The sequence below is a fragment of the Pelagibacterium lentulum genome (assembly GCF_003992625.1).
GTDB classification, from domain to species: Bacteria; Pseudomonadota; Alphaproteobacteria; order Rhizobiales; family Devosiaceae; genus Pelagibacterium; species Pelagibacterium lentulum.
Window position 1 is genome coordinate 305,582 of sequence record NZ_RZMW01000037.1, and the last position, 12,548, is coordinate 318,129.

Annotated in this window: 23 protein-coding genes; all 23 read right to left on the minus strand. The window is 57.2% G+C overall.

The features are described 5' to 3' along the window. Nucleotides 1-58: 58 nt before the first annotated feature. The gene (locus tag EO133_RS12190) at nt 59-1,180 is read right to left on the minus strand and encodes a tyrosine-type recombinase/integrase (protein ID WP_127072910.1); all 1,122 of its coding nucleotides are present in this window, start codon (nt 1,178-1,180) and stop codon (nt 59-61) included. 16 nt (nt 1,181-1,196) lie between these two features. Beyond that, nucleotides 1,197-1,445, minus strand: a complete 249-nt coding sequence (locus EO133_RS20550; RefSeq protein WP_371870913.1) for a hypothetical protein — start codon at nt 1,443-1,445, stop codon at nt 1,197-1,199. Then, entirely contained in the window at nt 1,442-1,564 is a 123-nt protein-coding gene (locus tag EO133_RS20690) for a hypothetical protein (RefSeq protein ID WP_280516102.1), read from the minus strand. Before EO133_RS20690 ends, EO133_RS20550 begins: the two co-directional genes overlap by 4 nt. Then, nucleotides 1,561-1,758: a hypothetical protein gene (locus EO133_RS12200; protein WP_127072912.1), complete on the minus strand. Its 198-nt coding sequence runs from the start codon at nt 1,756-1,758 to the stop codon at nt 1,561-1,563. Before EO133_RS12200 ends, EO133_RS20690 begins: the two co-directional genes overlap by 4 nt. Nucleotides 1,759-1,829: 71 nt before the next feature. Beyond that, nucleotides 1,830-2,105 (minus strand): hypothetical protein, encoded by a 276-nt coding sequence (locus tag EO133_RS12205; protein WP_127072913.1) that lies wholly within the window; start codon nt 2,103-2,105, stop codon nt 1,830-1,832. Then, the gene (locus tag EO133_RS12210) at nt 2,098-2,316 is read right to left on the minus strand and encodes a hypothetical protein (protein ID WP_127072914.1); all 219 of its coding nucleotides are present in this window, start codon (nt 2,314-2,316) and stop codon (nt 2,098-2,100) included. Before EO133_RS12210 ends, EO133_RS12205 begins: the two co-directional genes overlap by 8 nt. Nucleotides 2,317-2,811: 495 nt before the next feature. After that, nucleotides 2,812-3,585 carry a hypothetical protein gene (locus EO133_RS12215; protein ID WP_127072915.1) on the minus strand — a complete coding sequence of 258 codons (774 nt, stop codon included), beginning with the start codon at nt 3,583-3,585 and terminating at the stop codon, nt 2,812-2,814. 2 nt (nt 3,586-3,587) lie between these two features. Continuing rightward, complete coding sequence (locus EO133_RS12220) at nt 3,588-4,163, minus strand: J domain-containing protein (protein WP_127072916.1); 576 nt, start codon at nt 4,161-4,163, stop codon at nt 3,588-3,590. Then, nucleotides 4,160-4,603 (minus strand): nuclease domain-containing protein, encoded by a 444-nt coding sequence (locus EO133_RS12225; RefSeq protein ID WP_127072917.1) that lies wholly within the window; start codon nt 4,601-4,603, stop codon nt 4,160-4,162. The genes EO133_RS12220 and EO133_RS12225 overlap by 4 nt, the downstream gene beginning before the upstream one ends. After that, on the minus strand, nt 4,603-4,821 hold the full coding sequence (locus EO133_RS12230) for a hypothetical protein (protein WP_127072918.1): 219 nt from the start codon (nt 4,819-4,821) through the stop codon (nt 4,603-4,605). The genes EO133_RS12225 and EO133_RS12230 overlap by 1 nt, the downstream gene beginning before the upstream one ends. Then, nucleotides 4,821-5,081, minus strand: a complete 261-nt coding sequence (locus tag EO133_RS12235) for a hypothetical protein (RefSeq protein WP_127072919.1) — start codon at nt 5,079-5,081, stop codon at nt 4,821-4,823. Before EO133_RS12235 ends, EO133_RS12230 begins: the two co-directional genes overlap by 1 nt. Beyond that, the gene (locus tag EO133_RS12240) at nt 5,074-5,274 is read right to left on the minus strand and encodes a hypothetical protein (protein WP_127072920.1); all 201 of its coding nucleotides are present in this window, start codon (nt 5,272-5,274) and stop codon (nt 5,074-5,076) included. Before EO133_RS12240 ends, EO133_RS12235 begins: the two co-directional genes overlap by 8 nt. After that, the gene (locus tag EO133_RS12245) at nt 5,271-5,552 is read right to left on the minus strand and encodes a hypothetical protein (protein WP_127072921.1); all 282 of its coding nucleotides are present in this window, start codon (nt 5,550-5,552) and stop codon (nt 5,271-5,273) included. Before EO133_RS12245 ends, EO133_RS12240 begins: the two co-directional genes overlap by 4 nt. Then, nucleotides 5,549-6,046 (minus strand): hypothetical protein, encoded by a 498-nt coding sequence (locus EO133_RS12250; protein WP_188681871.1) that lies wholly within the window; start codon nt 6,044-6,046, stop codon nt 5,549-5,551. The genes EO133_RS12245 and EO133_RS12250 overlap by 4 nt, the downstream gene beginning before the upstream one ends. Next, nucleotides 6,046-6,249 (minus strand): hypothetical protein, encoded by a 204-nt coding sequence (locus tag EO133_RS12255; protein WP_127072922.1) that lies wholly within the window; start codon nt 6,247-6,249, stop codon nt 6,046-6,048. The genes EO133_RS12250 and EO133_RS12255 overlap by 1 nt, the downstream gene beginning before the upstream one ends. Before the next feature lie 73 nt (nt 6,250-6,322). After that, on the minus strand, nt 6,323-6,580 hold the full coding sequence (locus tag EO133_RS12260; RefSeq protein ID WP_127072923.1) for a hypothetical protein: 258 nt from the start codon (nt 6,578-6,580) through the stop codon (nt 6,323-6,325). Nucleotides 6,581-6,585: 5 nt separating this feature from the next. Continuing rightward, the gene (locus EO133_RS12265) at nt 6,586-7,428 is read right to left on the minus strand and encodes an ERF family protein (protein ID WP_127072924.1); all 843 of its coding nucleotides are present in this window, start codon (nt 7,426-7,428) and stop codon (nt 6,586-6,588) included. A 2-nt stretch (nt 7,429-7,430) separates the two neighbouring features. Continuing rightward, a complete protein-coding gene (locus EO133_RS12270) occupies nt 7,431-8,369 on the minus strand; it encodes a Gabija anti-defense Gad2 family protein (RefSeq protein ID WP_127072925.1) in 939 nt (312 codons plus the stop codon). Nucleotides 8,370-8,371: 2 nt separating this feature from the next. Further along, the gene (locus tag EO133_RS12275; RefSeq protein ID WP_127072926.1) at nt 8,372-9,106 is read right to left on the minus strand and encodes a hypothetical protein; all 735 of its coding nucleotides are present in this window, start codon (nt 9,104-9,106) and stop codon (nt 8,372-8,374) included. 464 nt (nt 9,107-9,570) lie between these two features. Beyond that, nucleotides 9,571-9,744 carry a hypothetical protein gene (locus EO133_RS20265; RefSeq protein WP_164734995.1) on the minus strand — a complete coding sequence of 58 codons (174 nt, stop codon included), beginning with the start codon at nt 9,742-9,744 and terminating at the stop codon, nt 9,571-9,573. 9 nt (nt 9,745-9,753) lie between these two features. Further along, nucleotides 9,754-9,999, minus strand: a complete 246-nt coding sequence (locus tag EO133_RS12280) for a hypothetical protein (RefSeq protein WP_127072927.1) — start codon at nt 9,997-9,999, stop codon at nt 9,754-9,756. Between the two features lie 127 nt (nt 10,000-10,126). Next, nucleotides 10,127-10,918, minus strand: a complete 792-nt coding sequence (gene istB / locus EO133_RS12285; protein ID WP_127071376.1) for an IS21-like element helper ATPase IstB — start codon at nt 10,916-10,918, stop codon at nt 10,127-10,129. After that, entirely contained in the window at nt 10,908-12,434 is a 1,527-nt protein-coding gene (istA, locus tag EO133_RS12290) for an IS21 family transposase (protein ID WP_127071377.1), read from the minus strand. The genes istB and istA overlap by 11 nt, the downstream gene beginning before the upstream one ends. Nucleotides 12,435-12,548: the final 114 nt, after the last annotated feature.

A 12,548-nucleotide genomic window follows, 5' to 3' on the forward strand; every position in this document is an offset into this window, starting at 1 on the left:
TTCAAGGGGTTTAATTGCGGTGCGCCACAAGGTTAGCCAAATCGGTTAGCCAAATCGGTTAGCCAACACCCCTCCCAACATAGGCCGTAACGCGATCCATGCCCTCGATGGCAAGCCGTGCCTGTTCAGCGGCACGGCTGTATAATTCCGCGTGCTCAATGTCATCGTGCCCCAGCGTTTCCATAAGCTGGCGCGTCGATGCCCCGCCTTCGGCCAGCATCTTCCCCAACGTTTTTCTAAGCCCATGCAGTGTGTGCCCTTTGGGCAGGCCTGCGGCTTTCGTCCAGTCTGCCATTCTGCCTGTCAGTGATTTCTCGGAGAACGGCTTGCCATAGGCCGTGACCAAAACTGTCTCTCCAACGCGCTCGGTCTTATCCAGGCAGTCGGCCAGCATAGGTGTAATCGGTATGAACAGCGGTTGATCGCCGCGCCGCTGGCTACCCTTCTTGGGCGCGAACAGGAAGCCATCAACCTCGCGCACCACGGCGCCGGTCAGTATCTTCTGCGTTACTCGCATGTCCCACCTTACACGCACAATGTCGGACCGGCGATTGCCGAGCCAAAGCGCGAGGGCGAATGTCAGTCTAGGCGTTGTTCCTATCGGCCATCTGTCTTCAAAGGCCTTTATTGAATCGACTGACCACGCGTCCCAGCCTTTGTAGGCTGGTCGCCATTTCATGCGGTATGTTGGATCTGTCTCAATCCATTCTTCATCGAGCGCCACGTAGATCAGCTTGCGGATTGCGACAAGCATGTGCTTGGCCTTGTGCGGCGTCTCGTGGAACTTCGATATGAAATCCTTGATGTGCCGGCGCTTCAAATCCTTGGCAGGAACATCTCTCCAGCACAACGGATGCTCATCAACAATGCGGGCATTGAGGAAGTCATCAATCAGTTTTGCGTTCTTGGTCTTTGTGGAGGTGTCAAAGGCTTGCCATTCGAGCGTTGATTGAACCTTGAGCCATGCGGCGCCCAGAGATTCCGGCATTGCTCGCCGTGGATGCGCAATGATCTTGGCCTTGGCTATTGCGCGTCCTTCAATGATTTCCTGATACCTCTTGTCGAACGCCTCGGTATAGGGCTCTCCGGGGATCGCAATGGATTTGCCTTTGCGGCGATAGCGGTAGCGCTGCTTGCCGTGCCGGTCGGTATATGGGGTGACGTTCGGGTAATCTTCCATGGGCGCTAACGCTAAGTCAGCGTCCGACGCTCGACAAGATACGATCTACAATGTTTTCTTCATCTTCTGACGGCAGGTCGGAAAACGCGGCGTCCAATGCAATGCGATCCCAGACAACCCGGCCATCTATGCGCTTTGGCTTTGGCATCTTCCTTGTGGAAACAAGTTCATCGAACTTTGTTGTGCCTACCCCAATATAGCGGGCCGCTTCCTCTCGGCAGAGGCCGCGCGGGGGGTAAGCGATTGCATCGTGCTTCCCCATCATCCGCCCCCAAACAAGCCAGCAATGGCTATGACGACAGAAACAATGCCACCAATGAGGCCGCATATCGCCAAGCCATAGGCGGCAATCATGACGCCGGGGCGTTTCTCAAAGCGGGTCATTGCTCCCCCTTGGCCTTGGCTCTGATGGCGGCGGGTATCTCGCGATCTGCTGTGCAAGTGGTGTCGGCAAACACAAGCATTCCCCGAGCTATCTCTGCCGCATCCTCATAGGCTTCACGCTTGGCGTTGAGAATGGCGCGTTTGTGCTCGGCCTCAACCTCGGAAAGTCTTGAGGTTATCTGATCAGATGTCATCACGCGCCAAGGTCCGTTTGGTATGGACTGGACGTGCAGAACGCCATTGATGATTTTATACGATAAGTACATTACTCATCCCTCTTGGATGCTTCGATCATGGCGCGGTAGGCTGAATAGTCGTCGCGATCCGGACCCATTAGACCCGGCTCTTGCGTTCCCGTATTCTTTTGACGCCAGAATGCCGCAATCATTTCAATGCTCGGCTCTTTCGGCACAATCACATATCCCGCCTCATTAAGCGCTGATATGGCCGCTTGGGCGGCGAGATAGGCATTGTGCTCAATCCCGCCCCATTCTTGTAGCGGCCAAAGCGCCCGCGCCATGATTTCGGTTATGTCAGTCATTGTTGAACTCCAAGGCTTTGCGGCCAGCGGGGGTGACATCGATACGCAGAATGGTTTCTTGCGCTTCATCTGATCCGATGTCAGTGGCTTCTAAGAGCCCTCTTTGTTCGAGTTTCCCATATCGTTCTGCGGTTTCGCGGCCGGGGGAATATACCACGCGAGGCAGTGATCGTAGGATTGCAAGGTCGTCGCTTGAAATGCGGTCAGTCATCGCGCTTACCCTCCTGAGCGAGAGCGTTGCGGGCGCGGCGGGCCCGTTGCTGTTCCGCTTTGCGTTCGCGTACCTCCGATTTTGATGAATATGCCCGGTTATGCATATTATCGCACTCTCGGCATCTTCTCCGGTTGCCGCCAAATATAATAACATTCCGGCCCGATAGCTCATGCCCTCTTTTGCAATGGGTTTTGCCTTGTCCTGGCATCCTCCCCTTTGATGCAGCGTCCTGAGCATTCTGCTTAGCCGTCCCCCACCAAAGGTGTTTGGGGTTTACGCATGCTGGGTTATCGCACTCATGGCACGCGAATGCGGCTTCAAAAGGCATGTTCTGCCCGCTTAGAATCAATGAAATAGCTGGTGCAGTCCGCATCCTGCCCTCAAACAGAATTCGCCCACGGCCATCTGAACAAGAGCACCGAGCGACCCATGGCCAACATTCGTCCACGCCTCGCTTGTCGACCTTTTCCCAAAACCTTTCTTCGATCGTTCTCATTGCCCCGCCTCGTATTTCTTGATGCGGTCCTCCAGAGCCTTGTTCTTGGCAATTAGTCCAACCTTCAGGTCTCGCTCCTGCTTCCAGTTGTGTTCATGCCATTCTGCTGCCTCGCGCAACCTCTCCACCTCCGCTTGCAGATCGGTGAGCATTGTTGCGCTGCTCGACAGTGCGTCAGTATCGTCAAGGAACAGCTTTTTAGAGAAACCCTTAAGCTCTGCGATCTCCGCTTGCAGATCGGCTATTGTGCGAACATGGTCCTCGTATCGAACTAGCGTGCCATCTGGTTCAGGAAAGCAAGGGCTATCGATATGGAACCGATCTATCTCCACCGGCTCCGCTGCACTTGGGGCAGGAGGGGCTTCGGTGAGAGCGGAAAGAATGCGGCGTTCGTAATCGGCTTGGGCGGCGGCTTTGGCTTGCAATACGGTTGGAAAGCAACCAACAAACTCGTCGCCTATTGGACGATAAACGACAGGTTCGTCGTGGTCTTTCCAGCCCTTCCACTCAATGCGATAAGGGCCGACTGCAGTCTGCGCAACACAATGGTTGTATCTGCATTCCTCATTTGGAGAACTGTCCACGCTCCACTCCAACGGCTTCACCGTCACCACGCCCTGATTGCGGGAGAGGCGGTCGGCAGACAGCAAGCAAGCCCCAGCAGTTTCGATTGCCCGCTTCTCATATCCGGGGAAACGTGAACGCATCATCCAAGACGCAGCCTCGCGCATGGTTTTACTCAACTCCGCATCCGTCATCTTATCGGTCATTGTCATGCTCCTAGTCCGCGATCACGCGCGATGTTCAAATCAACCTGTGCAGTTTCGCCAGCACCGCTCTGGTGCAATTCCATTGACTTGCGCCGATATGCGGCCTTGATGTCGGCATGGGTGGCGTTCTGATCGACGCCCAACACTTCCCACCAAGGGCGCTGCGCTTCTGGCGAGGGCAGGGCGGCGAAGCCGGTAAAGGCTGCGTCGACAAAGGACTTGCTGCCCCACCGGTCAAGCCCGCGTATGGCCTCGATGCTCTTGAAAATCGCCCGTAGGTTGTCCTCGACGGTGCGCCACCGATCACAGGCAAAGCACTTCTGCCCGCCAAGATAATCGAAATAGACGGCCACACCCTGATCGTCTGGCGCCTTGTCGCTGGCGTAGGGCATCCCGTCTCGGCGCAGTCGCACGTTTGTGGACACGATCACATTCTTTGCGCCAAGCCTCCAAAGCTCGTCATGCACGGCGCGCACCTCTTGAGCACGATTGCCGGGAGAGAAGCGCGAGTGGCTGATCTGGTGTTTCGGCGTGCGCGGACGGCCTGCTGGCCAGTGCAATGGGTAGGATTCGATCATACCTTTTCCTTCCTGCGCAGATTGTTTCTGCTCTGGATTTTCCGGCCCGTAGGCCAGTCTGTTCGCGAGTGAATGGGGGTGCGCTCTCCCTTGGGCTTTCGGGGCTTCACGGGGCGCTCGCTGGGCGCCTTGGGCTTGTCCTCACGCACCGAGATCAAACCTGCCCGAACCAAGAGCACATGCGTCTCGCAAACCGCGTCCAGCACTTCCAAGGCGAGATCGGCTCGGCCGCGCTGCTGATCGTATGCACGGTGGCAGTCTGAGCACCCGAAGAACCCAAGGCTATCATGAGCCTTCACGCCCATGCCTTTGCCCGCTGCCCCACCATTGAGGTGGCAGAACACGACTGTCTCTGGATTGCCGTTGCATGTCCCTGGCAGGCGCAGGGTGCAATTCTGGCCGCGCGCGTGTTTGAGTATGGCGCTGGAGCGGATCATCATCACTCGCCCCTCGCACATTCCCAGCCATAGCCGGTCAACTGGTATGTCGGAACGTCCGCGCCTTCTGCCTCGGTTATCAGGCCCTTGGACTTGAGGGAGCGCACAACGCGCCGTGATTTCGGATCGGCAAGCGTCTGCGGTGTCGGGGTCATTTGCCCGTTCTGCATGGCCATTGCTTTGATCAGGTTGATTTCGTATGGGGCGGGCTTGCGAGCCATCAGACTTTCCTCAGAGTGAAAAAGTCATCAGCGGCAACAATCGCGTGCCCCAAAGATTTCGCCATAACCAGCGAGGCTTCGCTGATAGGCTTGTCGGTGTGCTGCATCGTCATGTGAACCGCTGCCACCATGAGCGCCATTATCGCGTCGGCGGGGTCTTCGCCCGCTGACTGGCATACGGCCTTCGCCGCCGCTTCGATTGCCAGAACGCGCTTGCGCGGGTCGTCGGGAATTCTGCCTTTGATCGTGATTTCAGCCATTCTGCATTTCCTTCATCAGCTTTGCTGTCATTCCGGCCTTCTGCGCCTCGTACAGCGGCTTTACCCGCCTATGGCTACGTTGGGCGTGGGATATAGCGTTACGGCGCTCTCTGGCTTCCATGTCGAGGCGGGAGCGCTGCTTAAAGCAGAACCACCACAAGCCAATGGAGCGGATCAATCGGCGGGGGATCATGGCTTGGCCTCGGCTTTGGCTATGGCCTGATCGATCTTGTTGCGGGCCATTGAGGGGATCGTGGGAAGGCCATCGAGGCGGCAATCGTTATCCGCGTCCCGGACCATAATCAGGGCTTCCAAGACCGTTTCAACTATATCGGCACGGACGTATTCCTGAACGCGGGGGCGGGCGCTGTCCTCGCACCATCCGCCAATCAACTGGCGGCCGCCATCAGGCAAGCGCGTTGACGCGCCATTGACCGTGGCAAAGATGCGTTCGGGGTGAATGATGTTCATCTCGCACCTTCCATCTCATATGCTTCCACTGGGGGTTCTGGGCGCCAGTCAAGGCTCTTGTCCTCGGGGATGGTTAGCTCCACGCCCTGTCCGCTGAACTCGCGATGCACGGCGTCCAGATAAGCCGATAGCTGCTTGGTGTTCATCTTGGACGTGATGGGCCAGTCGAACGGCGCTTTCATCAATGCCAGTTTGAACGGGTAGGGCGCGGGCCTGATCTTCTCGTCATAGGCTTGCCGAAAGTCCTCATCGACTGCGCGAATGATCGGAACGCCGTGGTGCAGCTTGCAATGGGCGCGGGCATCCTCGACGGTCTCAAACGTGCCGGGAAGCTGCTCGGCAATCTCGCCGTACCACTTGAACGCAAGTTTATTCTGGGCCACCGACCGGCGCCCGCCCTTGGATATGCTGCATGTGAACGGCGGGTCTTGGCGCTCGATAAAGGCCAGCAAACGGCCCTTGTCGAACTTGTCCTCTATGATGCGCTGTACCATTACTGCTCCCGCTCACGAACGTCTGTGATTTTGGAGTATTCCAGCCGATACCCAAGGCAGTGCTCGAAAGCGCCGATGGGCTTGTCGGTGAACACGCTACCGGTGGTTGGCCCGTTCGGCTTGTGCATCAAAGAGAAGCCGACAACAGGATACCATTCGCCGTCCACCAGCACTTCGTCGCCTCTGCATATGTATCGCATCATGGTTATCTCCTGCGCTACCGGGCGGTTTCCCTTTAAGCCCGAAGGCACCCGGCTCCCTGCGCGGCTGTCGGAATCAGAACGGAATGTCGTCGTCCATGCCGCCGCCGCTCTGCTGACGCGGCGCGCTCGACTGCTGGCCATCACGGGGCTTGGGTGGCATCAATAGGATGGTGAACTCGCCATCGGTCGGCGCTGGCATGGCGTGAAGGCGAACCGAGTAACCGTCACGGTCGCGCATCTTGAACGCGACCCCGATGTTCGTGAACGCGGTTTTCGTCTCGCCGTTCTGCTCGTACTTGCGCACGGCTATGGCTTCGTATCGGTCGGTCATTTTGGCTATCTATCTCCTGGGAAATCGTCATCGAACGGGAAGTCGTCCACGTTTGCCGATGCGTTCTCAAGCTGTGGCGGCGACAGTTCGGAGAACTTGTCCGCCTTCTCGTCAAGGATTGTGTCGAACCAATCGCGGGGCAATTCAGCGACGGCCTTTTCGGTAGCTGGGTGGCCCCAGAGCTTGTTGAAAGCCTCTATGGTTTCACATGCCCGGTTTGCCTTGCTCAGCCGGTCATAGGTTGCCCGTGAAGCCTGTTTCGAGGCCGTCGCTGGCCGGGGTGGTTCTTTCCGCTGCCCTACGGCTTGAGCATCGTCATCATGTGAGGCAGCAATGCCGACTGCTGCCTTGAGCGTGTAGCGCTGCAAATAGCTGACTGCGCTGCCTATGGCTTGTATCGGGTTCTTGTTGCCCGAAGCGTCCAGCGGGCCGACAAGGCTGGTTTCTTCGAAGTGCCCATCACGATGCGTAATGCGGCAAGTTACCTTGACGCCGGCCTGAACGTTCTCGGTGTACCAGCGGAACGACAGACCAACGTCTGACATTGGGCCTGCGAGCGCTTCTGTGATCTCTGCCAGATCCTCGAACTTGTAATTCGTCCGGCCTTTTGCGCTTGTGAAATCAACCTCGCGGCTCTTGATGATCTTGGGCAGATTGTTGCGCAGATCGGCCATTGCATTGTCGAAAGCCTTGCGGGCCTGGAATGCGTCGTGGCGCTCTTGGAGGGCCAGAAGCCGCTCCATGACCTCGACGCCCGAGCCTTTCTCAATAGCCTGCTGGAGCATGGCCGCTGGCGTGATAACGGTCGGAACATTGCTTTCGTGTTCGATTGTCTTAACGGCGCCCATGATCAAAACATCCTGTCTATGATTTCGACCAAGTAAGCGGAGTTGACCTTTTCGGGGTCTTTCTCCTTGATCTTGGAAACGAGTTGAACAAAGTAGGCGGCATCAACGCCCGTTAGCTGGTCTTGCAAAACCGCATGGTCTTTGAGGTTCAGTTCGGAAATCTGAAGCATCATCTTGAGGATTTGACCGGCGTTTATCGTCCAGTTGCGCTTGATGAATTTGCGCAACCGGATCACGCTGCAAATCGGATACTTGCTGCCGACATAGCGAAGCTCGCGCGCCAATAGGGATTCGAGCGCAGGCTGGCGAAGCGTCAGTTCGCTGTCTTTGCTGGTCCAATAGTTGGTGCAATGAACATAATCGTAGTTCTCGTGGATCGTGTCGGCATCGCCATAAAACCGGAGAACGATCTGAACCTTATGGCTAAGGGTGATAGCGTTTGTGGAAAGGAACACGGGCCGATATTTCGGCTTGCCATCATCGACCGCAAGAGCAGCGTCTGTGGTTTCTTCCAGCGCTTCCTCTATGTCGCCGGCATCACCCAAAACCTCGCCAACGTATTCGCTAGCCTCGGCATCGGGACGCGCTTCGAAGTATTCGTAAGGCGTCGTGGCGCCGTCCTCGCTGGCAATGCCTGCGGACTTAACGACAATGCGAATGCGCCCGTCTCGATCATCGACGCTGATAGGAACTTCGATGCCGCTTGCATTCTTGGATTTGAACCGGGCCACATAGTATTCGGCAACCGCCAGCGCGGTTTCCTTGTTCGTGAAATACAGGTCGTAATCGTTGACCGGCTCGCGCAAGAGCATGGATGCGATGCAGCCGCCTGTAACGATTGTGTTCTTTTTCGCAAGGTCGCGCACGGCCTCGTCTTCGATGGACGAAAGCCATTCATCGACCTTCGCGCGAATGACTTTGTTGATGGTCTTGGCTTTCATGGCTAAATGGCCTTTTTGGTTTCAGTGATTTTGAATCCGTCCAGTTCCCGCACTCCGGAGCGCGCTGCCTTATCGGCAAGCTCCTGAGCCAGATCGAGGAAGGCTTGGGGGTTCTGTTTCCACATCGTGGCAACGGCTTTGCGCTGATCGACCATTTCGGCAATCCAGTAGGTGCGCAGACCATTGCCGGTGTTGGCTCTCTTGTGCTGGCGCTTGGCGAAAGCCTCGGCTTCCTTGGCAAGCTCAAGCTGGCGCTCCGCTTCCTCACGGGCTTCCAGATCGCCGGAGCTTTCCTGCATGGCGGCAACAGCCTTGGCGCGTTCTTCCTTGGCCTCACGCGCGGCCTGCTCGGCTCTGGCGCGCTTTTCGGCAGCAACCTTGTCGCGATATGGCGTTAGAACCTGCCCAAGCACTTCCTTGCCCAGCGGCACCTTGCCTTTGCCTTCGGTCTTGGTGTCGCCAATCAGGGGGTGGAACCGCTTCTGAGCCGCCTTCTTGGCCTCATCGAGCGGCTTGACTTCTTCCTTGCGGAGTTCGTCGGCCTTCTTGCCAGCCTCGTGCAAATCGTCATAGAGCTTGGTCGCGGCCTCGTGCTGCGCCTCGTTCTCGATTGCGGTGATCCCTGCAATCTGCTCGTAGAGTTCCTCGATCTCCAAAACGACTGCATCGAATGGCGTCATGTTACCACCGGGCTTGATGCGATCATTGCCGCTGTCGGATAGGGCTGTGGCGCTCATTTCTTTTCATCCTTCGGCTTTTGTTTCGGGAGAGGAACGGCACGGAGCATGGTGTCGCACCAGTTGTTTGAGGTAGTGATGGTGTGCGAGGCGGAGGTCATACTGGGTCTCTCTTGTCCCAAAGCTTGCGCATCGCCTCATGAAACCGTCGCTGTTCTGCGAGATACCGCTCTGCGCGCTCATGGGTTACTTCGCCCTCGCCGTGGCATGTCGGGCAGGGAGCATCGCCGTGATTATCGCAGATGCACAAATCGCCTCCGCAATGACAGGGAACCTCCCTATCGCCCATGCAGCGAGGGCAGACCTCGAAATCGTCTTCGTCGTAATCGTCCCAATTGTCGCCCATCACACCCACCCCGCGCTTATCCAGACATCCGTACGGAGCCACACAGCTAGCTCAAGCAGTCGAGCAACAGGGGCGCAGAGAAGGAATAGGCAGAGGCGCGGGCCTGTTCTGGTAGGGTTCAGAAGTCGTCATGGTCCGAATCCATCGCTTCCTCGAACTCCCTATCGGCAATGACGCCGGGGTCGTTGTCGTATTCATCGGCGCACTTGGCGCACAGGTATTGATCGTCGCAGTCGCGAAGGGGTACGTTGAACTCCCCGCAGTGGTCGCAAATGATTGGCGCGATCTTCATCATTCCCTCCTATTCAGCCGCTGTGCGAAGCGCCTCAAAGTCCCAATCAGCGATTGGATAACCAAGGCGTTCGATGTATGATTTCAGGCGCAGGCGCTGGCTCGATACGCCAGCAAGCACATGACGCGCCCGGTTGAATTTGCGTTCGGAATTGAACTCACGAGCCAAGGCTATTTGGCCCTCAATGGTGTTGAGCATCTTCGCGACCATGTTCAGATCGGTGTAGGCTCCATCGCCCTCTACAAAGCATCCCATTGTTATGCGGGGCCAGTTGGAGCGGCCTGCATAGGCGTTGAAGGCATGGGCTGTTGATTTCCATTGAGAAGTGACCCGGTTTTTTCACCGAGAATTGACCCGCTTCATTGATATGATTTGGGTTCGGTCACGTGGTCAAGTTCGGTGTTTTCTCCTTTTTGGTTTTGTCGGTTTTCGCCGAGCTGTTTTTGAACCGGAAGCTGTCATTGCCGGTTTCGAGGATGTGGCAATGATGGGTGAGCCTGTCGAGCAATGCCGTTGTCATTTTGGGATCCCCGAACACGCTGGCCCATTCGGCAAAGCTCAGATTGGTGGTGATGATGACGCTGGTGCGCTCGTAAAGCCTTGAGAGCAGATGGAAGAGCAAGGCGCCTCCAGACGCGCTGAACGGCAGGTATCCGAGCTCATCGAGAATGACCAGGTCGGAATGAATGAGCCTGTTGGCGATCTGACCGGCCTTGCCCTGGGCTTTTTCCTGTTCGAGCGCATTGACCAGCTCAACGGTTGAGAAGAAGCGCACCCGTTTGCGATGATGCTCGATGGCTTGAATGCCCAGGGCCGTTGCGATGTGGGTCTTGCCTGTTCCCGGACCACCCAGGAGGACGACGTTGTCGGCTTTCTCGATGAAGGCGCCGATATGGAGCTGACGCACCAGAGCTTCATTGACCTCGCTGCTGGTAAACTCAAAGCCCGAGAGATCCTTATAGGTGGGAAAGCGGGCGACCTTGAGCTGATAGGCGATCGACTTCGTCTCGCGTTCGGCCATCTCAGCCTTGAGCAATTGCGAGAGGATGGGCACAGCCGCCTCAAAGGCTGGAGAACCCTGCTCGGTGAGTTCACTGACCGCCTGAGCCATGCCTGCCATTTTAAGGCTCTTGAGCATGATGACCAGAGCTGCACTTGCCGGATCATGACGCATGGCGCACCTCCCGATCAGTGCGAAGGGTGTCGTAGCGTTCGACATTGGCCTGCGGCTCCTTGCTCAGGGCAAGCGCCTGCGGCGCCTGGACCGGAGGAACGGTTCCCGGTTTGGCATCGATGAGCCTGTGCAGCAGATTGAGAATATGGGTCTTTGTGGGCACCCCGGCGTCGAGCGCCATCTCGACAGCTGCGAGCACTGCCTGTTCATCATGATGAAGAACGAGGGCCAGAATCTCGACCATCTCCCGATCACCACCGGGTTTGCCCAAAAGATGGGTCTGGAGGTGACGGAACGCTGCCGGCAGTTCGGCAAAGGGTGCACCATTGCGCAATGCACCGGGCTTGCGCTGGATCACGGCCAGGTAATGACGCCAATCATAAACAGTTTGCCCGGCCCCATGATGCCGCTCGATGATCCGCGTGTGCTCGCAAACAATTTGCCCTTCGGCGACAACAACGATGCGGTCTGGATAGACCCTGACGCTGACGGGTCTGTTGGCAAACGAGGCGGGTACGCTATAGCGCACGCGCTCGAGGTGAACCAGGCAGGTGGGCGAGACGCGCTTGGTGTGCTCAACAAACCCATCGAAGGCCCGCGGCACGGCCATCAGATATTGGGCTTCAACCCTCCATGCATCGGCAACCGTTCCCGGTTCGGTGCCATGAGCCATCTCTTCCCATAGGGCCACGCAGCGCTGCTCGAGCCAGAGGTTCAACTCATTGAGCGAGTTTGCACGCGGCAGGGGTTGGAAGAGCCGGTGACGAACATCCTGCACGTTCTTTTCCACCATTCCCTTTTCCCAGCCGGCTGCGGGATTGCAGAACTCGGGCTCGAACAGAAAGTGGCTAGCCATGGCCGAGAACCGGGCATTGACCTGACGCACCTTGCCGCGCCCGACCTTGTCGACCGCACTTCGCATATTGTCGTAGATCCCCCGACGCGGAACGCCACCAAAAGCCTTGAAGGCCTGGTTATGGGCATCAAACAGCATCTCGTGGGTCTGGAGCACATAGGCTCTCACGACAAAGGCTCGGCTGTAGCAGAGCTTGGTGTGGGCCACCTGAAGCTTGATGCGCTCCCCTCCAATCTGCGCCCAGTCCTCGCTCCAGTCGAACTGGAAGGCCTCTCCGGGATCAAAGGCCAGAGGAACGAACACGCCCCTTCCGGTCGTGTTCTGTTCGCGCAGGCGCTCCTCTTTCCAACGGCGGGCAAAGGCTGCCACACGGCCGTAAGAGCCATCGAAGCCCAAAGCCACGAGATCAGCGTGGATCTGCTTGATGGTGCGCTTCTGTTTGCGCGGCTTGCGGCTCTCAGACCGCAGCCAAGCGGAAAGCTTCTCGGCGAAAAGATCGATCTTGCTCGGTCGATCGGGAACACGAAACTTCGGCTCGACAGCCTCAGCCCTGAGGTATTTGCGGATGGTATTCCGGGACAAACCCGTGCGCCGTGCAATCTCCCGGATCGATAGGCCGTCTCGGAAATGCCAGCGCCGGATAACGCTCAAAAACGCCATGTCCAACACTCCATAAACTCCCGCCCAAAACGAGCAGGATAGCGTTCAAACATGGGTCAGTTCTCAGTGAAAATACCCCCCAAAACCGGGTCACTTCTCAGTGGAAATCAACAG